The organism is Microbispora sp. H11081, assembly GCF_012999535.1.
Classification (GTDB): domain Bacteria; phylum Actinomycetota; class Actinomycetes; order Streptosporangiales; family Streptosporangiaceae; genus Microbispora.
Window position 1 is genome coordinate 269,312 of sequence record NZ_JABBWV010000001.1, and the last position, 20,472, is coordinate 289,783.

A 20,472-nucleotide genomic window follows, 5' to 3' on the forward strand; every position below is an offset into this window, starting at 1 on the left:
CTGGTTCCCGGAGTGACATCCGCTATAGCGACCTCAGCCGGTGTGCGGGCCGCCGGGCCGCCTGGTCTGTTCGTCCGGCCGCCGGACGACGAGCGCCCCCTCGACGGGATCCGTCACTGGCGACGCCACGGGGGCCGCCGCGGAGACCGGCTGGTCGAAGATGTCGATGTCGACCTCCTCGCCGCCGACCGTCAGCGTCTCCCATGCTCCGCTCACCAGCAGGGTGCGCAGCGTCTCGGTCCGCAGTTCGCGCAGATGCCGGAGGAGCGTCGCGTCGTCGGGCATGCCGGGAACGCGTGGCGACAGGCGGTCGCGGATCTGCCGCAGGCGCTCCATCAGGGCGTCGATGTCCGCCTCCCTGTCCGGGGCGGTGCGGCCCTCCTCGATGCCCTTGACGATCGTGTCCTTGATCGCCCGGGTGACCCCCTGCTCGTCGGTGGTCACCATCGCGTTCCAGGCGCGGCTCTTGTGCCGATACTGCAGCATCGACATCGCCGCCTCGTGCCGTACGAAGTCGGCGTCCCGCAACGGCCTGCCGCGCCAGTTGCGGTTGAGCGACCTGGCCAGCGAGACGGCCGACGCCAGGCCGCTGTTGAGACCCCGCCCCGGCCAGAAGTGGATCGCGTTGGCCGCGTCCCCCAGGAGGAACCCGTACGTCCCCGGGGTGGTCGAGGTGGGGGAGTACAACCGGGCGGTGAACCGCGGACGCTGCACCATGTCCAGCCGGAAGGCGGTGACCGCGCTCACGTCACCGTCGGCGACGCCGAAGAGCGCGAGCCCCTCCTTCGCCCGCTTCCACAGGGCGGAGCCCTTGATCAGGGCGGGCAGGAACAGCGTGTGGTGGGTCGAGCAGTGGAAGTCCCCTTCCTCGGTGCGCTCCATCAGGCAGGGACTGGAGGCGACGCACTCCTCGAACACGTGCCGTACGGGGTCGATGCCGACGACCTCCGCGGCCTCGTCGTCGGTGAGCCGCATGTTCAGGAAGCCCTCGCCGCGCAGGGAGTTCAGCAGGAACCGGTTCTGCGCCACGGTCAGCAGCACGATCGCCGGGTCGGGCAGGCTGGACTTCACCCGCAGCCCCAGGACGATGTCCTGCAGATGCCGGCCGTCGAGCGAGAAGATCGAGTCGTCGGCCCGGCCGAACCTGTCGGTGAAGTGCTCGCGGGTGCGCGAGCGCCCTCCCTCACAGATGGCGAGCACGTGCTCCTTGGCCACGACGTCCTGACGCTCCGCGGCTTTGAATGTTTCAGGCACCAGGCGGATGCGGGCGGGCCTCTCGTTCGCCATCTCCAGGAGAGTGTCCTCGATGTGCGCGATCCGGATGTTCCGCGGGCCGTAGCCGCGGATCGAGTCGGGACCGGCCGGCCACATCTCGCTGTAGGACCCCTCGGTGAACAGCCGAGCCTGGACGTCCTCGGGGAGAGCCAGATACTGGCGGCTCTGCACCGTCACGACCTGCTGCCGCCGGTTGTTGCCCTGCGCGGCGTTCTTCCACACGACCCGCGGGCCGTCCTCGGTCCAGCGGCCGTCGTAGATCGTGATGGTGACCCGTTGCCCCATGAGGTGTTCGAGGAGCAGGGCGAAGGCCAGCCCGACGGGCCCGCCACCGGAGACGGTGACGTGCAGGACCTGCTCAGGTTCCACGTCGGGAAGCGATTGGCGGAACCGCTGCATAAGGGAGGTGTTCACGACGGTCTCGGAGTCGTCGAACGCCTCGAAGCGGAACGTCTCCCCTCCGATGGCGATCGTGTCGCCGGGCCTGAGCAGGTGCGTGGTGACACGACTGCCGTTGACCAGCGTCCCGTTGCTGCTGCCCCGGTCGATCAGCACGTAGCCCTCGGCCTCGCGGCGCACCTCCGCGTGGAAGCGCGAGGCCCTCTCGCTCGTGATCACCACACTGTTGTCGCCCCTGCGGCCGAAGGTGATCGGCTTGTTGTCGATCGGGAAGCGCTGACCGGCAAGGGGACCTTCATACCCGACGATCGCAGGCGGCATCGGTCCGCCCCCTTTCCCTCGGAACCGCCGATGTGATCATTTATCGTGACACGCTTCACGTTTGCTGCAAAGCGTCCGAGTCAGGGCACCGGCGCGGCGCGCCGGTTCCCCGGCGTGCTCAGTCCGTGATGAGGAAGCCGTTGTGGTCGCGGGCCACGCCGCCGGCGCGGGCCGCGATCGCGAGGGCGGCCCGCCGGGCGGTGGCCGGGACGTCCGTGCCGTAGCCGCTGTTCGCCGACAGTTCGTACGTCACGTCGTCGGCGTCCCATTCGTTGACGAAGACCTCGATCGGGCTCTCGGCGCCGGCGAGCAGCGTCGTGCCCGTGCTGGTCACCGCCGTGACGGCGAGCCCGGGCACGTCGTCCGCGAGCAGGCCGATCAACTCGTCCACCGGGAGGATCCGCCCGCCGGTGACCTCGGCCAGGTCCTCTGGAGGCTCCTGGCACTCCGGGTGCTCCCGGCCGCCGAGCCGCTCGGCCAGCCCCCGCACCAGCAGGCTCGGCCGCGCGAAGTCGCCGCCCGCCTCCCCGTCGATGTTGTGGGCGACGAACGCGGCGCCCCAGCCCGCCGGGAGCCCCGCCCTGGCTGCCAGCTCCGGGGTCAGCTCGACGGGCCCGCGCAGCTCGACATTTGCGCCGATCCTGAACCCGCGCCCGTACGGCCCGGCCTGCGGATCGTGCAGCCGCACGGTCTCCAGCACGGTCGTGGGATCGGGAGCGTACGGCAGCAGCAGCGTCGGCCCCCGGCGCAGCCGCCTGGCCAGGAAGAAATCGGAAACAACACCCATAGGGCCACTTTCCCGCCCGGCACTTGCGATCCGCTTGAATCACGCTGCCCGGGACCGCGCCGGGAGGGCCCGTGCTACCGGGGCGCGGTGCCGCGCACCTGGAGGGACGCCAGCAGGGCCGTGCTGGCCCGCGTGATCGCCTCGACCGCGCGGTCGAACGCCTCGGCGTTGTGGGCCGCGGGCGCGCGGAACCCGGAGATCTTGCGGACGTACTGCAGGGCCGCCGCCCGGATGTCCTCCTCGGTCACCTCGTCGGTGAACGGCGGGCGCAGGGTCTTGATGCTTCGGCACATGACCCCATACTGGCCGATCCGTGGCGCGGTCAGGAGCGGAAGACGGCGGCGCCGAAGTCCTCCGCCACCTTGCGCAGCATCGCCGCCAGTTCCTCACGGTCGATCGCGTCGATGCGCTCGGCCGGCCCGGACACCGACATCGCCGCGAAGGCCCGCCCGCCGTCGTGGACCGGCACGGCCATGCAGTGCACGCCGCTCTCCTCCTCGCCCAGGTCGAGCGCGTACCCCCGGCCGCGCACCCGGCCGAGCTCCTCCAGCAGGTCTCCCAGCTCGGTGATCGTCCGGTCCGTACGGCGGGGCAGCCCGGTGCGCAGGAACACCGCCTCGGCGTCGTCCCGGCCGGCCAGCAGGGCCTTGCCGACGGCCGTGCTGTGCGGCAGCACACGCCGGCCGACCTCGGCGAACATCCGCAGCCTGCGCGGCGAGGGCACCTGGGCCACGTAGACCACGAAGTCGCCCTCCAGCACGGCGAGGTTGGCCGTCTCGCCGGACAGCTCCACCAGCCTGGCGAGGTAGGGCTCGGCCCAGACGGCGAGCATCCGCTCGGCCACGCCGCCTATCCGCACCAGCGCGCCGCCGAGCGAGTAGCGCCGGTCGGACTCCTGCCGGACGTACCCGCGGGCCAGCAGCGTCTGTAACAGCCGGTGGATCGTCCCGTACGGCAGGCCGGTGGCGGCGGCGATCTCCGACAGGCCGGCCTGGCCGCCGTGCTCGGACAGTGCTTCGAGCACGTCCAGCGCCCGGTCGACGCTCTGCACGCTCACCGCGTCCTCCTCCTCTGCGGTGTCCTCCTCAACGCGGGGACCGCCCCAGCATGCCCGGCGCGAGCCCTCGCAGCGAGGCGTCGAGCACCTCGGCCGTGTGCGCGACCCTGATCTCCCCCTTGCCGGCCCTCCGCACGGCGGCCGCGATCTGCATGGTGCATCCCGGGTTGGCCGACACCAGCACGTCGGCGCCGGCGGCGAGCACCCGCTCGGCCTTGCGGTCGCCCAGCTGCCTGGCCGCCTCGGGCTGGAAGAGGTTGTAGGTGCCCGCGGACCCGCAGCAGATCGCGGACTCCCCGATCTCCCGCAACTCCAGCCCGGGAACGGCCCGCAGCAGCTCACGCGGCTGGGCGCGCACGCCCTGGGCGTGTGCCAGGTGGCAGGCGTCGTGGTAGGCGACCGTGACCGGCAGCGGGCGGCGCTCGGCGACGGGCCCCAGCTCAATCAGGAACTCCGCCAGGTCGCGGGTCCGCAGCGCCTCGGCGCGGGCCGCCCAGCCGGGATCGCCGGCCAGCACCTCGGCGTAGTCCTTCATGCTCGACCCGCAGCCCGCCGCGTTCACCACCACGGTGTCCACGCCGGCCCGCTCGAAGGCGGCGATCGTGCGGCGGGCGAACCTGCGCGCCTCCGCATCGCGGCCCGAGTGCAGCGACAGCGCCCCGCAGCAGCCCTGCCGGGGCGGGATGACCACGTCGCAGCCCTCCAGCGCGAGCACCCGGGCCGTCGCCGCGTTGACCTGCGGGAAGAACTCGCCCTGCACGCAGCCGGTGAGCAGCCCGACCCGCGCCCTGCGCCGCCGCCTGGCCCGCACCAGCGGCGGCAGCCGTACGGGCCTGGGGGCGTCGGGGGCCAGTTCGGCCATCGCGCCGAGCGAGGGGTTGACCTCTTCGAGGAACGGCTGGATGCGCCTGCTCAGCCGCATCGGCAGCCGCATCGCCCGCAGCCTGCGCCGGTAGGGGAACAGCGCGAACACCAGCGCACGGATCGCGCGCTCGTCCGGGCGGCGCACGTGCTCGCGCTCGACGACCGCGCGGGTCTGCTCGATCAGCCGGTCGTACCGCACGCCAGACGGGCAGGCGGTGACGCACGCCATGCAGCCCAGGCAGGCGTCGAAGTGGCCGGCCATCGCGTCGGTGATCGGTGTGCCCTCGACGTGCTGGCCCATGAGGTGGATGCGCCCGCGCGGGGAGTCCATCTCCTCGCCCCACAGCACGTACGTCGGGCAGGTGGGCAGGCAGAACCCGCAGTGCACGCAGTCTTTGATCAGCTCGGGATCCATCAGATGCCTCCGGCGAAACGTCCGGGGGACAGGCGGCGATCGGGGTCGAACCGCTCCTTGACCCGGCGCATCAGCGGCAGCGCGCCGACGTGCCCCCACCGGTCCAGGCGGCGCGCGGCCTCCGCGGGCGCGGCGAGCACGACCACGCGCGCCTCCTCGCCGAGGCCGGCGCGCAACTGCGAGGTGAACCCCGCGACCAGCGCCGGATCGGTGTCCGGTGGCAGGGCGACGTGGAGCACATGTGCGGCGAGCGAACCGCGAAGCGCCGCCCGAAAGCCCGTGACCCGGGCCGCGTCCAGGAAGCCGAAAAGAGTCTCGGCCAGCCGGGAGGGGGCGTTCCTGAGCTCCAGCAGGATCTCCCCGCCGTCGCCCCCGCCCCCGGTGCCGGGCGGCCCGCCTCGTGCCGGGAGCTCGGGCAGGCGCCCCCACCACGGCGGCGGCTCCTCGGTCACCTGCGCGTCGCTCAGCGCGCCGCCCATGAGGGCGCACAGCGCCTTGGCGCGCTCGGCCGCGGCGGCGCCCTCGACCAGGACCGCGACCGTACAGGGCCCCTCCGCGTCGGGCCAGTCCATCTCCACGGCGCTCGGCTCCAACGGCGACTCGGTCACCGCGGGGACCATCGTCGCCAGAGATCCGGCGAGGTCGGTGCGGAGAGTCTCGAAGGTCAGGCCGTCCTCGTCCGTCCAGGTCCCGGGCGTCTCGGTGACCGGCCGTTCGACGGTCGCCGTCACCCAGGCGCGGGCGGCGGGCAGGGGATGGAGGCGGAAGGTCGCGTCCGCGATGATCCCGAGCGTGCCGTACGAACCGGTGAACAGCTTGCCGAGGTCGTATCCGGCGACGTTCTTGACGACCTTCCCGCCCGACTTGGCGATCGTGCCGTCGGCGAGCACGACCGTGACGCCGATGAGCAGGTCGCGGGCCGTGCCGTGGCGGAACGCGCGCGGCCCGGCGATGCCGGTGGCCAGCAGCCCGCCGATCGTGCTGCCGGGCACGGGCACGTCGAGCGCGAGCTCCTGACCTCCCTCGGCGAGAGCGCGCGCCAGCGCCTCGACGGTCACCCCGGCCTGCGCCCGGACGACCAGGTCGTCCGCCGCGTGCTCCGGCACCCGGTTCATGCAGCAGAGGTCGACGAGCACGTCGCAGCGCTTCGGCGGGGCGCCCCAGTGCAGCTTGGTGCCGCCGCCCGTCGCGACGGCGGCCAGGTCGTGCGCGGCGCACACCCGCATCACCGCCGCGATCTCCTCGGCCGACTCGGGCAGCGCCACCCAGCGCGGCCGCACGCCCGCCACCTCGTCCTCGTCGCCGGCCACGCGCACGGCCACGCCCGTCGCCTCCAGTGCGTCCCGCGCGTCCATCAGAACTGCTCCGCGAGGCCGGCCTCGACCAGGGGATGGGCGCCCTTGCGCACTCCGGGCGCCTCCCCGCACAAGCGCGGGGTGGGGAAGATCTTGCCCGGGTTGGCCAGCCCCCGGGGATCGAACGCGCACCGCAGGAGTTGCATGGTGCCGAGGTCGTCGTCGGTGAACATCCGGGGCATGTAGCGGGCCTTGTCCACGCCGACGCCGTGCTCCCCGGTGATCGACCCGCCGTGCTCGACGCACAGGTCGAGGATGCGCCCGCTGACGGTCTCGGCGCGCTCGGCCTCGCCGGGCACGGAGTCGTCGAACAGCACGAGGGGATGCAGGTTGCCGTCGCCCGCGTGGAAGACGTTGGCCACCCGGATGCCGTACTCCTCCTGCAGCCGGTCGATCCCCGCGAGCACGCGCGGCAGCGCGGTCCGCGGCACCACGCCGTCCTGCACGATGTACGCAGGGCTGATCCGGCCCACGGCGGCGAACGCCGACTTGCGGCCCTTCCAGATGGCCGCCCGCTCCTCGGCGGAGGCGGCCACCCGGATCTCGAAGGCGCCGCTGTCGTGGCAGATCCGCTCCACGGCCGCGAACTGGTGCTCCACCTCGGCGCGCGGGCCGTCCAATTCGACCACGAGCACGGCTCCCGCCCCAGCGGGGTAGCGGCAGTGCACGGCCGCCTCGGCCGCCTCGATCGCCAGCGCGTCCATCATCTCGATCGCGGCGGGCACGACGCCCGCCGCGATGATCGCCGACACGGCGCGCCCGCCGGCCTCGATGCCGGTGAAGGCGGCGAGCACGGTCGTGACCGCCTCCGGCGCCCGCGACAGCCGTACGGTGATCCTGGTGGCGATGCCGAGCGTGCCCTCGGAGCCGATGAACGCGCCGAGCAGGTCGTAGCCGGGGTCCATCGCCGACAGTTCGACGATGTCCCCGTCCGGCGTGACGATCTCGGCGGCGAGCACGTGGTTGACCGTGAAGCCGTACTTGAGACAGTGCGCGCCGCCCGAGTTCTCCGCCACGTTGCCGCCGATCGAGCAGACCTGCTGGCTGGAGGGGTCGGGGGCGTAGTAGTACCCCTGGTCGCGGACCGCCTCCGTGATCGCCAGGTTCGTCACCCCCGGCTCCACCACGGCGCGGCGGTTCGGGATGTCGATCTCGACGATCCGCCGCATGCGGGAGGTGACGATCAGCACGCCGTCCGTGCGGGGGAGGGCGCCGCCCGAAAGGCCGGTGCCCGACCCCCGGGCGACGAACGGCACGCCGTGCTCGGCGCACAGCCGCACCACCGCGGCGACCTGCTCGGCCGTCTCCGGCAGCACGACCACGCCGGGGGTCGCCCGGTGGTGGGTCAGCCCGTCGCACTCGTAGGTGCGAAGCCGTACGGGATCGGTGACGACGGCGTCGGGCGGGAGCGCGGCGGCGAGGCGCTCCGTCAGCGGTCCGAGCTCGGGCATCGGCCTCCTCTCATCCCCTCACGGCATGCGCGCGTACGCGGGAAGCGTGAGGAACTCCGCGAAGTCGTCGTCAAGGGCGACCTCCTTGAACAGGGCCGTGGCCTGCGCGTAGAGCTTCTCGTCGTAGCCGGGCTCGGCGGCGATGCGGGCCAGCTCCTCCTCGATGATCCGCTCCACGAGCTCCCGTGTCACCACCGCCCCGGTGTCGGCCAGCGTGATGTCGTTGTGGATCCACTGCCAGACCTGGGAGCGGGAGATCTCGGCCGTCGCCGCGTCCTCCATCAGGTTGTGGATCGCCGCGGCGCCGTTGCCGCCCATCCAGGCGGCCAGGTAGCGCAGGCCGACGTCCACGTTGCCGCGCAACCCGGCCTCGGTGATCTCACCGGGGGTCTTGGACACGGAGAGCAGGTCCTCGGCCGTGACGGCGACGTCCTCGCGCAGCCGGTCGAGCTGGTTGGGCCGGTCGCCGAGCACGCCGTCGAACACCTCGCGGCAGACCGGCACGAGGTCGGGGTGCGCCACCCAGGAGCCGTCGAAGCCGTCGCCGGACTCGCGGGTCTTGTCGGCCCGCACCTTCTCCAGCGCGACCCTGTTGACCTCGGGGTCGCGGCGGGAGGGGATGAACGCCGCCATGCCGCCGATCGCGTGCGCGCCGCGCTTGTGGCAGGTGCGCACCAGCAGTTCCGTGTAGGCGCGCATGAACGGCGCGGTCATCGTCACCGCGTTGCGCTCGGGCAGCAGGAACTCCCGCCCCCGGGTGCGGAACTTCTTGATGACGCTGAACAGGTAGTCCCAGCGGCCGGCGTTGAGGCCCGCGGAGTGCTCGCGCAGCTCGTAGAGGATCTCCTCCATCTCGAACGCGGCGGGGTAGGTCTCGATCAGCACGGTCGCCCGGATCGTCCCGCGCGGGATGTCGAGCAGCTCCTGGGCGCGGACGAACACGTCGTTCCAGAGCCGCGCCTCCAGGTGCGACTCCATCTTCGGCAGGTAGAAGTACGGCCCGCGCCCCTTGTCGAGCTGCCGCCGCGCGCAGTGGAAGAAGTAGAGCCCGAAGTCGAGCAGCGACCCCGACATCTCGGCGCCGTCCACCAGGATGTGCTTCTCCGGCAGGTGCCAGCCGCGCGGGCGGACCACGACCGTGGCCAGCTCCTCGTCCGGCCGCAGCGCGTACGTCTTGCCGCCGGCCTCGAAGTCGATCGTACGGTCGAGCGCGTCGCGCAGGTTGAGCTGCCCGTTGATCGTGTTCTCCCAGGTGGGGGAGTTGGCGTCCTCGAAGTCGGCCAGCCAGACCTTGGCGCCGGAGTTGAGCGCGTTGATCGTCATCTTGCGGTCGACAGGACCGGTGATCTCGACCCTGCGGTCCTCCAGCCCCGGCGCGGGCGGGGCGACCCGCCACGCGGACTCCCGGACGCGGGCGGTCTCGGGGAGGAAGTCGAGCATGCCTCCCGCCGACAGCTCCTCCTGCCGCGCCTGGCGGGCGGCGAGCAGCTCCCTGCGCCTGGGGTCGAACTCGCGCTGCAAGGTGGCCACGAAGCCGAGGGCCTCGGGAGTGAGGATCTCGTCGAACCGGTCCAGCAGCGGGCCTCTGACCTCGACGCGTTCCACCATTTTCCACCCCTTGGAAAAAGAGTTCTGAATCGTGGAATCGACGCTACTTCAGGGGTGGGGCGGGGGTCAACGCGGGGCGGCTCGTCGGGGACGGCTCAGGGGCTGCTGAGGGACTTCCCCGATGGGAGACGGCGCACGCGTCCGCGACGATCGAGGGCATGAGACACAAGACGATGGCGGTCGCGGGGGCCGCCCTGGGGATGGGCCTCATGGTCGCCGCCTGCGACGTGCGGTTCGACTTCGGCGGGCAGCAGGCCGTCCAGTCCTACGACGTGACCGACAAGGTGACCGTCGTCGAAACCCGCTCGGGCTCGGGCGACGTAGTGGTCAACGAGAGCGACAGGCCGGGCATCCGCGTGACCGAGACCCTGCACTGGCGGGGGGAGAAGCCCGCGGACGGCCATTCCGTGGCCGGGGACACGCTCACGCTCGCCTACAAGTGCGAAAACTGCTCGGTGGACTACAAGGTGGAGGTGCCGCGCGGCCTCACCATGAAGATCGACACAGGCTCCGGGGACATCACGCTGCGGAACCTGAGCGGGCAGATCAACGCGTCCACGGGCTCGGGCGACGTCGACGCGCGCGGGCTCGCCGCCACCTCGGTCGGCGCCCGCACGGGGTCGGGGAACATCACGCTCCGGTTCGCCGTCGCGCCCGACCAGGTGCAGGCGGTGACCGGTTCGGGCGACGGCAAGCTCTGGGTGCCGGACGGCGCCTACAACATCGACGCCTCGACCGGGAGCGGCGACCGCAGGATCCAGGTGGCGGACGACGACTCGGCGCCGCGCACGATCACGATCAGGACCGGTTCCGGCGACGCCGAGGTGCACAAGCTGTGACGCCCGGCGCCGCCGGCATCCCCGGGCCGGGCGGCGTCAGGCGAGCACGGGCTGGTTGGAACGGAAGACGCCCGCGGGGTCACGGCGGCGCTTGATCTCGCGCAGCCGGGCCAGGGTGTCCGCGTCGAACGCCGAGGCGGCCTTCTCGCCGCCGTTCAGATAGGTGAAGGGCTTGCGGCCCGACGTGTGCGGCGCCATCGCCCGGGCGATCTCGGCCAGCCGCGCGGTGACCGCCTCACCGCCCTCCGGCGACATGACCGGCCCGATCATGCCCAGCAGGTACGGCTCCGCGACAGGCGCGGCCGCACCGCCGCCGGGGAGAGGCTCGCTCAGCGCGCCGCCCAGATGACGCACCTGCACCGTGGCCAGAGGGGCGATGCCGCCCACGGCGGCGAGCAGGTCGCCGGCCACGTCCTCGCCGAACCCGGTCAGCAGTTCGGCCCGGCCCGTGCCGGGCACCGGCTGGGTCGGCTCGGCGCAGATGCCGCCCAGGGCGTCCAGCGGCATCGCGGCGCGGGTGTCGAGGATCCGGCCGGGGACGTCATCGAACCGCCGCAGCAGGCCGCGTCCCTCGTCCTCGCCGCCCAGGAACGCCGAGTCCACCGCGACCGCGGCGAGACCGCGCAGCGGCTCGGGGATATGGGGCGCCGGGGGGAACTTCACCATCGTGAACCACACGGTCAGCTCCGCGGGCGCGGCGCCGGTGACCTCCCGGTAGACGGAGAGCACCTCCGGCGCACGCTCCGCCGGCCACAGCATGCGCCCGCCGTACAGCAGGGGCGCGGGGTGCAGGTCGATCTCCATCGCCGTCACCAGGGCGAAGTCGCCGCCGCCGCCCCGCAGCGCCCAGAACAGGTCGGGGTCGGAGTCGGCCGTCACCCGCGCCTCCTCGCCGTCGGCGTCCACCACCTCGAAGGCCCGTACGGCGCCGGCGGCCCAGCCGTGCCTGCGGGCGAACCAGCCGAGCCCGCCGCCGAGCGTGTAGCCGGTGACGCTGACGACGGGGGAGCTGCCGGGCAGCCCCGTCAGCCCGTGCTTGCCGGTCGCGGTCAGCAGTTCGCCCCACGGCACGCCGGCCTCGACCCGGGCGGTCCGCTGCTCCGGCCGGACCTCGACGCCGCGAAGCCGTCCGGTGCGCACGAGGATGGTCCCGTCGAGGCGGCCCGACGCGCCGTGCCCGCTCGGCTGCGCGGCGACGGCGAGGCCGGCGAGTCTCGCGTGACGGACCACGGCGGCCGCGTCCGCCGCGTCCTCGATCTCCACGACCGCCCGCACGCGCTGGTCCACCGCCCGGTTCCAGGGCAGCCCGGCCGCCTCGAACGCGTCGTCGCCGGGCACCAGCACCCGTCCGCGCACCGTCCGCCGCAGATCGGTCTCCACAGTCGACACATTTCCTCCAGTTTTGCGGTCTTTGATCGCTCTATATCCTGGTGCTGGTGGTTTGCGGTGGATTAGTAATCGGCTAGGAGCCCGCTAGACGTTCGGCCGACAAGGCCGGGCAATACGCTACTGATCGAAATCCCCGAACCCAGAGGAAACATGGAATTCCGCCTGTTCGGTCCGATCGAGGTCATCGACCCGGCCGGTCGCGTGATAGATCTCGGCACGCCGAAGCAGCGAGCGGTGCTGGCCATGCTCGCCCTGGAGCCGGGACGGGTCGTCTCGCTCGACCGCCTCGTCGACGAGCTGTGGTCGGGTGAGGCGCCCTCCAGCGCCACCGGCACCCTGCAGGCGTACATCTCCCAGCTCCGCCGGGCGCTGGAGCCGGAGAGGCCGCCGCGCACGCCGCCGAAGACGCTGCTCACCCGCGACCCGGGTTATCTGCTCGCCGTCGCCCCCGGCCAGGTGGACCTCGTGCGCTTCGCCGCGCTGGCCGAGGACGGCCGCCGGTCGCTCGCCCGCGAGCCCGCCGCCGCGGCCGACCTGCTGCGCAGAGCCCTGGAGACATGGCGGGGCGAGCCGCTCGCCGAGTTCGCCGCGTACGAGTTCGCGCGGCCGGTCGTGGCGCGGCTGACGGAGCTGCGGGCCTCGGCCACCGAGGACTGGTTCGAGGCCCGGCTGGCCACCGGCGAGGGCGGCTCCTGCGTGCCCGGCCTGGAGACCGCGGTGGCCGGGCAGCCGTACCGGGAACGGTCGTGGGCGCTGCTCGTCCGGGCGCTCTACCGCGCGGGACGGCAGGCCGACGCGCTGGCCGCGCTGCGCAGGGTGCGCACGCTGCTCGCCGAGGAACTGGGCCTGGAGCCCGGCCCCGAGCTGCGGCGGCTGGAGCAGGCCGTGCTCGACCAGGCGCCCGGCCTCGACGCGCCCCCGGTCGCCGCCGAGCACGGCACGGGCGGCGCCCCCGGCGCCCCGGTCGGCCGGCGCGCACCGGACGCCGCCGGGGAGACGCCCGCCGCGCGTCCTGAGGCCCCGCGGACGTCCCACGCCGGCGGCCTCATCGCCAGGCGCGAGCAGTTCCAGCGGGCCGCCGAGCGCCTCGCGTGGGCGCGGCGCGGGCGGGGCGGAGTGCTGCTCGTTTCCGGAGAGGCGGGCATCGGGAAGACCAGTCTCGCGGAGGCAGTCGCCGACGAGGCGTCCGCGCTGGGGATGGCGGTCGCCCGGGGCCGGTGCGCCGAGGACACCGGCGCGCCCGCCTTCTGGCCGTGGCTCCAGGTGCTGCGCGACCTCGCGCCGCCGGAGGCCGGGCCGTACCGGACCGCGTCGTACGCAGGAGGGGCGGGCGGTGGACAGGAGGTGGCCCGGGCGCTCGCGGCCCTGTCGGGGGCCGCGGAGCCGGAGACGGCGGACGCGGGGCAGGGGCTTGGGCTCACGGCGCCTGGGCCTGTGGCGGATGGACGCGCGGGACTCGGCGCGGCGCTGTTCGCGCTGCACGAGCGGGTGACGAGGACGCTGGTCGCGGCCGGACCGGCGCTCGTCGTCCTCGACGACCTGCACTGGGCGGACGCCGCGTCGCTGCGGCTGCTGGCCTTCGCGGCCGGGGAACTGCACCGCGCGCCGGTGCTGGTGCTGGCCACCATGCGGCCGGAGCCGGGAGACGAGCCCGACCAGCTCCGCGAGACCCTGGCCGCGCTCGCCCGCGAACGCGGCGCGGAACGCCTCACGCTGCCGCCGTTCGCCCGGGAGGACGTGGCCGCCTACCTGGCCGGGCGCGACCTGCCGGACGCGCGGCTCGCCTCGGTGCTCTTCGAGCGGACCGGCGGCAACCCCTTCTACCTGGGCGAGCTGGTCAGGCTGCTGGACAGCGAACACCGTCTCGACGCGGCCTCCGCCGGGGTGCCGGAGGGCGTGCGCGAGGTGATCGGCCGCCGGGTGGCCCGCCTGCCCGAGGAGACCCGCGCGCTGCTCGGCGCGGCGGCCGTGCTCGGCCGCGAGGTGAGCCTTGACGTGCTGGAGGCCGCCTGCGGCGCCCCCGCCGAGGAGGTCATGGCGCTGCTCGAACCGGCCGTGGCCACCGGGCTGCTGACCGAGGTCCCGGACGGCTTCGATTACCGGTTCTCCCACGCTCTCGTCCGCGACGCCCTCTACACCGATCTCGGCAGGGTGCGCCGGGCACGGCTGCATTTGCGCACCGGCGAGGCGCTGGAGACGCTCGCGGGCATCGAGCCGTCGGTCCTCGCCCACCACTTCGGGATGGCGGCCAGGGCGGGCGGCGCGGCCAAGGCCGTGGAGTACGCGGTGCGGGCCGCCCGTCAGGCCACCGCCCAGTGCGCGTACGACGAGGCGGTCGACTGGTGGGGCAGGGCCCTGACCGCGCTCGGCCCGGCCGACGCGGCCCGGCGCTGCGGCCTGCTCGTGCGCCACGGCGAGGCGCTGCGGGCCGTGGGCGACGTCGACCGGGCCAGGTCGGTGCTGGAGGAGGCGATCGCCCTGGCCGCCCGGATAGGGGAGCGGGCCACGCTGATCGAGGCCGTCACCGTGTTCGGCGGGCTGTCGGTGTGGAACTGGCGCCACTACGGCGTGGTGGACGAGGAGATGGTCGCGCTGCTCGAAGGGCTGCTGGCCGAACCGGCCGCAGGTGACGCGGAGCGGGCGACGCTGCTCGGCACCCTCGGGCTCGAGCTGTACTACTCGCCGCGCCGCCCGGAGGGGGAGCGGCTGGCGGCCGACGGCGTGCGGCTGGCCCGCCGCGTCGGCGACCCCCGGCTGCTGGCCCGTTCGCTCAACAACTACCTGATGGCCGCATGGGTGCCGGAGCGCGAGGAGGAGCGCCGCCAGGCCGTCGAGGAGATGCTCGCCCTCCCCCTGGACGCGTCCGCCGAGGCCGTGGCCAGGATCTTCCGTATGGCCGGCCTGCTCAGGGCGGGCGAACTGGACGAATGGGACCGTGACCTCGCCCGCTGCCGGCGCCTGGTGGAGCTGGTCAGACGCCCAGAGCTGACCGGCATGGCGGGCATCGCCGAGGCCGCCGGCCGTACGCTCCGGGGCGACTGGGCCGAGGCCGAGCGGCTCGCCGCGGAGTTCACCGCGCTGATCGAGGGCTTCAGCATGTGGGGGCTCGACTATCCCGGGCTGATCACCCTCTACACCTGCAGGCGGGGCCAGGGCCGGGTGGCGGAGCTGGCCGACCGGCTCGTGTCCCGCGCCCACGACGCCGACATGGTGCCGCTGCGGCCCGTCGCCGTGCTCGCCGCCCTCGACGCCGGGGACACGGCTCTCGCCCGCAGGCTCGTCGAGCGGTGGGGCACTCGGATCCCCCAGGACTGGACCGCCGAGTTCCTCACCGTCGTGTGGGGCCACGTCGCCGCCCGGCTCGGCACGCCCGACCCCGCCGCCCTGCTCCGGACGCTCTCGCCGTACGCGGGGCGGCTCGTGGTGAGCGGCATGGGCGGCGCCGGATGGGGATCGGCGCACCTGGTCCTGGCCGAGCTGGCGGCCGCGACCGGCGAGCGAGGGCGGGCCAGGGACCACGCGCGGCGGGCGCACGAGGTCCACGTCCGGCTCGGCCTCGCTCACTGGGCGCGCGAGAGCGCGCGCCTCCTCGCCGGTCTGGAGCGAGCCGGTCTGGAGCGAGCCGGTCTGGAGCGAGCCGGTCCGGAGCGAGCCGGTCCGGAGCGAGGCGAGCCGGGCGGATGAGCCGCCGTCACCCGAGGACGGGGTGGTTTCCGAGGATCACGCCGTGCGGGTCACGGCGGCGCTTGACCTCGCGCAGGCGGGCCAGGACCTCGGCGGGGAAGGCGGACGATGCCGGCTCCCCGTGGCCGAGGAAGGTGAGGGGCGTGCGACCGCTCGCCACTCCCGCAACCGCGTCCGCGACGGCCGCCTGCCGCCGCAGGATCGCCTCCTCCGCGCCGGGCCCGGCGAGCACGCCGAGCGTGCTCAGCAGGTACGGCTCCGCGATGTGCCCGCAGGCTCCGCCCTTCTCGTCCACCTGGGCGAGCGCCCCGCCGAGGTGGCGGATCTGCACGTAGGCGAGCGGCGCGACGCTGCCCGGACCGGCGGCGGCCAGCAGCGCCGCCGCGTCGGCGTCGCCGAGCCCGGTGAGCAGCTCGGAACGCAGCAGCGCGGGCGTCGGATCGGTCGGCTCCGCGCAGATGTCCGCCAGCTTCGCCACCGGCATCGGGCCGCGCGTGTCGAAGAGGGGCCCGGTGATCCCGTCGAACCGGTGCAGCAACGCCCGCGCCTCGTCCGGGTCGCCCAGGTAGGTGACGTCGATCGTCACGGCGGACAGCCCCCGCAGCGGCTCGGGCAACTCGGGCAGCGGCGGGAACCACAGCAGGTGGAACCAGACCGTCAGTTCCTCCGGCGCCTCGGCCGTGGTGGCGCGGAAGGCCTCCAGCACCTCGGCGGCCCGCGCGGCCGGCCACAGGATCCGCCCGCCGTACAGCACCGGCGCCGGGTGCAGGTCGATCTCCATCGCGGTCACCACCGCGAAGTCGCCGCCGCCGCCGCGCAGCGCCCAGAACAGCTCGGGGTCGGTGCCCGCCGTGACCGTGGCGTGCTCGCCGGAGGCGTCCACGATCTCGAACGCGCGCACGCCGCCGGCGGCGAAGCCGTACTTGCGCCCGAACCAGCTCAGGCCCCCGCCCAGGGTGAACCCGGTGGCGCTGACGGCCCCCGTGCTGCCCGCGAGAGGGGTCAGCCCGTGCTCACCCGCCGCCGCGAGCACCTCGCCCCATGAGACACCGGCCTCCACCCGGGCCACCCGCTCCGCGGGCCGCACGGTCAGGCCGCGCAACGCGCCCGTGCGCAGCAGGATCGCGTCGTCGAAGGCCGCGGGGGCGTGCCCGTTCGGCTGGGTGGCGACGCGCAGCCCGGCGAGGCCCGCGTAGCCGACCACGGCCGCGACGTCGTGCGCGTCCCGCGCCTCGACGACCGCCGCGACCCGCTGGTCGACGGACAGGTCCCAGGGGCGCCTGCTCTCGTCGAAGCCCTCGTCGCCGCGCACCAGCACCCGGCCGCGTGCCACCCGGCGCAGATCGGCGCCGAGCGCCTCGGTGTGGTCCATCTCTTCCCTCCATGTGGTCTGTTTCCACGTGCGGGACCACCGTGGACGACGGGGATAGGAGCGGGCATGGGCGTGGCTTGGAAGACCGTCCAAGTCGCCGCCAAGTGGACCGTTCCGGTAGGGGTCCTCCCGCATCTACGCTTGCCGCAGCGATTAGAGGGGTTTGGTCATGAACTCGCTGTCCTTCCGGCTGCTCGGCCCTTTCGAGGTGACCGGCGGCGACGGCCGCGTCATCGACATAGGCCCGCGCAAGCAGCGTGCCGTGCTCGCCGTCCTCGCCCTGGAACCCGGCAGGATCGTCTCCCTCGACCGGCTGATCGACGAGCTGTGGGCGGACGAGCCGCCCTCCAGCGCCACCGCGACGCTGCAGTCGTACGTCTCCAACCTCCGCAAGGTGCTGGAGCCGGGACGCCGGCCGCGCACGCCCCCCGCCGTGCTGCTCACGCGCGAGCCCGGCTACCTGCTGTCCGTCGCGCCCGGCCAGGTCGACCTCGCACGCTTCGTCTCCTGGGTGGAGGACGGCCGCAGGGCGCTCGCCCGGCGCGACTACGCCGCGGTGCGCGGGTCGGTCGACCGGGCGCTCGCGACGTGGCGGGGCGAGCCGCTGGCCGAGTTCGCGGCCTACGAGTTCGCCCAGCCGGTCATCGCCCGTCTCGGGGAGCTGCGGGCGGTGGCGGTCGAGGACCGGTTCGAGGCCAGGCTCGCCCTGGGCGAGGGGCCCTCCTGCGTGGCCGACCTGGAGCGGCTGGTGGAGGCGCACCCCTACCGCGAACGGCTGTGGAGTCTGCTCGTCCTGGCCCTCTACCGGTCGGGCAGGCAGACCGACGCGCTCGGCGCGCTGCGCCGGGTGCGCGCGCTGCTCGACGAGGAGATGGGCCTGCAGCCCGGCCCCGAGCTGCGGCGGCTGGAGCAGGCGGTGCTCGAGCAGTCGCCGTCCCTGGACGCGCCCGTGCCCCTGTCCTCGCCCGAGCCGCCATCCGAACCACCGTCCGAGCCTGCGCCCCTGTCCGGGCCCGCACGACTGCCCGAGCCTGCGTCGTTGTCCGGGCCGGCGCCCCTGGACACGCCCGCCGGGCCGCAGTCGCCGTCCGAGGCGCTCATCGCGCGCCGGCGCGAGCTCGCCCGCCTCGGCGACCGGCTCGGCGCCGTACGCCGCGGGCGCGGCGGCGTGCTGCTGGTGACGGGCGAGCCGGGGATCGGCAAGACCAGGCTGGCCAGGCTCGCCGCGGAGGAGGCCGAGGCGCGCGGCGTCACGGTCGTCTGGGGCCGCTGCGTGGAGGCCGAGGCGGCCCCGCCGTTCTGGCCCTGGCTGCAGGCGCTGCGCGAGCTGGGGGAGCGGGGCAGGGCCGCGGCGCGGCTGCTCGCGGGTGAGGGCGGCGCCGCCGCCGACCCCGAGGCCGCGCTCTTCGAGCTGTACGAGGGCGTGCTGGCCGCGCTCGCCTGGTCGGGCACGCCGACAATGGTGGTGCTCGACGACCTCCACGCCGCGGACGCCGCCTCGCTGCGGCTGCTCGCCTTCCTCGCGGACGAGCTGCACCGCAGGCCCGTGCTGGTGCTGGCCACCGTACGGCCGGAGCCGGGCAGGGAGCCCGAGCGGCTGCGCGACACCCTCGCCGCCCTCGCCCGCGAGCCCGGCACCGAGCGCCTCACCCTCGCGCCGTTCACCGCGGAGGAGGTCGGCGCGTTCCTGCGGCGGCACGGCTTGACCGACCCGGCGCTCGCCGGGGTGCTCTACCGGCGCACCGGCGGCAACCCCTTCTATCTCGGCGAACTGCTGCGGCTGCTGGGCAGCGAGAACCGGCTCGACGCCGCGTCACTGGGTGTGCCGGAAGGCGTCCTGGAGGTCATCGAGCGGAGGGTCGCGCGGCTGCCCGACGCCACCAGGGACCTGCTGCGCCGCGCCGCGGTGCTGGGCCGCGATGTCAGCATCGACGTGCTGGAGGCGCTCACGGAGACCCACGCGGAGGAGGTGATGTCGCTGCTGGAGCCCGCCGTCGCCGTCGGCGTCCTCGCCGAGACGCCGGGAGGCTTCGACTACCGCTTCTCGCACGCGCTGGTGCGCGACGCGCTCTACGCCGGGCTCGGCCGCCTGGAGAAGGCCAGGCTCCACCTGAGCGTGGCGGAGGCCCTGGAGTCCCTGCCGGCGGTGCCGCCCGGCGGCCACGGGGCGGCACGCCTGCCCGTCCTCGCCCACCACTTCGCGATGGCCGCGCGGGTCGGGGGAGCGGACAAGGCGGTCGGCTACGCCGCCGCGGCGGCCAGGCAGGCCACGGCGCAGCGCGCGTACGACGAGGCGGTCGAGCTGTGGGACAAGGCGCTGCTCGCCCTCGGCGCGCGCGACCCGGCCAGGCGCTGCCGTCTGCTGGTCGAACTGGGCCGGTCGCTGCGCGTCATCGGGGACGCACTGCGGGCACAGGCGGTGCTCGAGGAGGCCATCGCGCTGGCGGAGAACATCGGGGATCGGGAGTCCCTGGTGGAGGCCGTGACGGTGTTCGGCACCCTCAGCGTCTGGAACTGGCGGTCGTACGGGGTGGTCGACGACCACACGGTCGCCCTGCTCGAGAAGCTGCTGGCGGGCCCGCTGGACGACGCCCACCGGGCGGCGCTGCTCGGCACTCTCGGCATCGAGCTCAACTACGGGCCGCGCCGGGCCGAGGGCGAGGCGATGGTGGTCGAGGCCCTGGAGATCGCCCGGAGGATAGGCGACCCCGCCCTGCTCCTCCAGGTGCTCAACAACTACATGATCGCGTCCTGGGTGCCGGAGCGTGAGGAGGAGCGACTTCGCGCCGCCGAGGAGATGCTCGCGGTGCCCGATCTTCCCGCCGCGGCCGAGATCGTGGCACGGGTACGCCGGATGTCCTGCCTGTTCAGGGCGGGGGAGCTGGCCGAGTGGGACCGGGATCTGGCCCGCGCCGAGCATCTGCTTCAGGAGGTCAGAAGCTCTGAGCTGACGGCCATGGTCCGCATCGCCAAGGCCGCGCGGCTGACCCTGGAGGGCCGCTGGGACGAGGTCGAGGACCTCGCCCGCGAGCTCGGCGAGGTCTTCGGCGACAGCAGCATGTGGGGCCTCGGCGTCGTACGGCCGACCATGCTCTACACCTGCAGGCGGGGGCAGGGCAGGGTCGCGGAGATTCTCGACGAGGTCGTCACGGTGGCGTCGCAGCCGCACAACGACCCGCTGCGTCCCATAGCCGTGCTCGCGGCTCTCGACGTGGGAGATCGCGAACTGGCCGAGGACCTGGTCGCCCGATGGGGCACGGTGATCCCCGACGACTGGTCGGGGGAGTTCGTCGCCGTCGTCTGGTCGCACGTGGCGGCTCAGCTCGGCGTCCCCGATCCCGCGGGCCTGTACGACAGGCTGGCGCCGTACGCGGACCGGCTGGCCCTGCACGGCCACGGCACGGCCGGCTGGGGCTCCATCCACCAGGCCCTGGCGCTGCTGGCGCAGGCGATGGGCGACAGGGAACTGGCCCTGCGCCACGCGCGGCGGGCGCACGAGGCGCACGTCCGGCTCGGCCTGGATCACTGGGCGGGCGAGAGCGCGCGGCTGGTGGCCCGGCTCGGCACATAAGTCGCCACATAAGGAAGTGCGTCACTTGCCGGGTCGTGTCACCATCGACTGGAGGTGCTCCGGGCCGGGAAGGGATCGGGGTGCC

13 protein-coding genes are annotated in these 20,472 nt (G+C 74.0%); 3 read left to right on the forward strand and 10 right to left on the reverse strand.

Annotated elements, in window-relative coordinates; all coding sequences use genetic code 11:
- Window positions 1-33: 33 nt before the first annotated feature.
- The 8 genes from HHX31_RS01135 to aceB all read right to left on the reverse strand — a co-directional run bounded on the left by HHX31_RS01135 (window position 34) and on the right by aceB (window position 9,532).
- Window positions 34-1,995 carry an FHA domain-containing protein gene (locus HHX31_RS01135; protein ID WP_169944200.1) on the reverse strand — a complete coding sequence of 654 codons (1,962 nt, stop codon included), beginning with the start codon at window positions 1,993-1,995 and terminating at the stop codon, window positions 34-36.
- Window positions 1,996-2,113: 118 nt separating this feature from the next.
- Window positions 2,114-2,782 carry a hypothetical protein gene (locus tag HHX31_RS01140; protein WP_169944202.1) on the reverse strand — a complete coding sequence of 223 codons (669 nt, stop codon included), beginning with the start codon at window positions 2,780-2,782 and terminating at the stop codon, window positions 2,114-2,116.
- Between the two features lie 74 nt (window positions 2,783-2,856).
- Window positions 2,857-3,075 (reverse strand): DUF2277 domain-containing protein, encoded by a 219-nt coding sequence (locus HHX31_RS01145; RefSeq protein WP_169944204.1) that lies wholly within the window; start codon window positions 3,073-3,075, stop codon window positions 2,857-2,859.
- Window positions 3,076-3,104: 29 nt separating this feature from the next.
- On the reverse strand, window positions 3,105-3,839 hold the full coding sequence (locus tag HHX31_RS35480) for an IclR family transcriptional regulator (protein ID WP_169944205.1): 735 nt from the start codon (window positions 3,837-3,839) through the stop codon (window positions 3,105-3,107).
- Window positions 3,840-3,867: 28 nt separating this feature from the next.
- On the reverse strand, window positions 3,868-5,118 hold the full coding sequence (locus HHX31_RS01155; protein WP_169944207.1) for a (Fe-S)-binding protein: 1,251 nt from the start codon (window positions 5,116-5,118) through the stop codon (window positions 3,868-3,870).
- The gene (locus tag HHX31_RS01160; protein WP_169944208.1) at window positions 5,118-6,473 is read right to left on the reverse strand and encodes an FAD-binding oxidoreductase; all 1,356 of its coding nucleotides are present in this window, start codon (window positions 6,471-6,473) and stop codon (window positions 5,118-5,120) included. The genes HHX31_RS01155 and HHX31_RS01160 overlap by 1 nt, the downstream gene beginning before the upstream one ends.
- Window positions 6,473-7,924, reverse strand: a complete 1,452-nt coding sequence (locus HHX31_RS01165; protein ID WP_169944210.1) for an FAD-linked oxidase C-terminal domain-containing protein — start codon at window positions 7,922-7,924, stop codon at window positions 6,473-6,475. The genes HHX31_RS01160 and HHX31_RS01165 overlap by 1 nt, the downstream gene beginning before the upstream one ends.
- Before the next feature lie 18 nt (window positions 7,925-7,942).
- Window positions 7,943-9,532: a malate synthase A gene (gene aceB / locus HHX31_RS01170; protein ID WP_169944212.1), complete on the reverse strand. Its 1,590-nt coding sequence runs from the start codon at window positions 9,530-9,532 to the stop codon at window positions 7,943-7,945.
- A gap of 158 nt (window positions 9,533-9,690) precedes the next feature.
- Between aceB and HHX31_RS01175 the strand changes: the two genes are divergently transcribed.
- The gene (locus HHX31_RS01175) at window positions 9,691-10,371 is read left to right on the forward strand and encodes a DUF4097 family beta strand repeat-containing protein (protein WP_169944213.1); all 681 of its coding nucleotides are present in this window, start codon (window positions 9,691-9,693) and stop codon (window positions 10,369-10,371) included.
- Window positions 10,372-10,407: 36 nt separating this feature from the next.
- Here the strand turns inward: HHX31_RS01175 and HHX31_RS01180 are convergent, their stop codons facing one another.
- On the reverse strand, window positions 10,408-11,760 hold the full coding sequence (locus tag HHX31_RS01180; protein ID WP_169944214.1) for an FAD-binding protein: 1,353 nt from the start codon (window positions 11,758-11,760) through the stop codon (window positions 10,408-10,410).
- Window positions 11,761-11,910: 150 nt separating this feature from the next.
- Between HHX31_RS01180 and HHX31_RS01185 the strand changes: the two genes are divergently transcribed.
- Window positions 11,911-15,444 (forward strand): BTAD domain-containing putative transcriptional regulator, encoded by a 3,534-nt coding sequence (locus HHX31_RS01185; protein ID WP_169944216.1) that lies wholly within the window; start codon window positions 11,911-11,913, stop codon window positions 15,442-15,444.
- Between the two features lie 7 nt (window positions 15,445-15,451).
- Here the strand turns inward: HHX31_RS01185 and HHX31_RS01190 are convergent, their stop codons facing one another.
- On the reverse strand, window positions 15,452-16,816 hold the full coding sequence (locus HHX31_RS01190; protein WP_169944217.1) for an FAD-binding oxidoreductase: 1,365 nt from the start codon (window positions 16,814-16,816) through the stop codon (window positions 15,452-15,454).
- A 169-nt stretch (window positions 16,817-16,985) separates the two neighbouring features.
- Between HHX31_RS01190 and HHX31_RS01195 the strand changes: the two genes are divergently transcribed.
- A complete protein-coding gene (locus HHX31_RS01195; RefSeq protein ID WP_169944218.1) occupies window positions 16,986-20,387 on the forward strand; it encodes an AfsR/SARP family transcriptional regulator in 3,402 nt (1,133 codons plus the stop codon).
- Window positions 20,388-20,472: the final 85 nt, after the last annotated feature.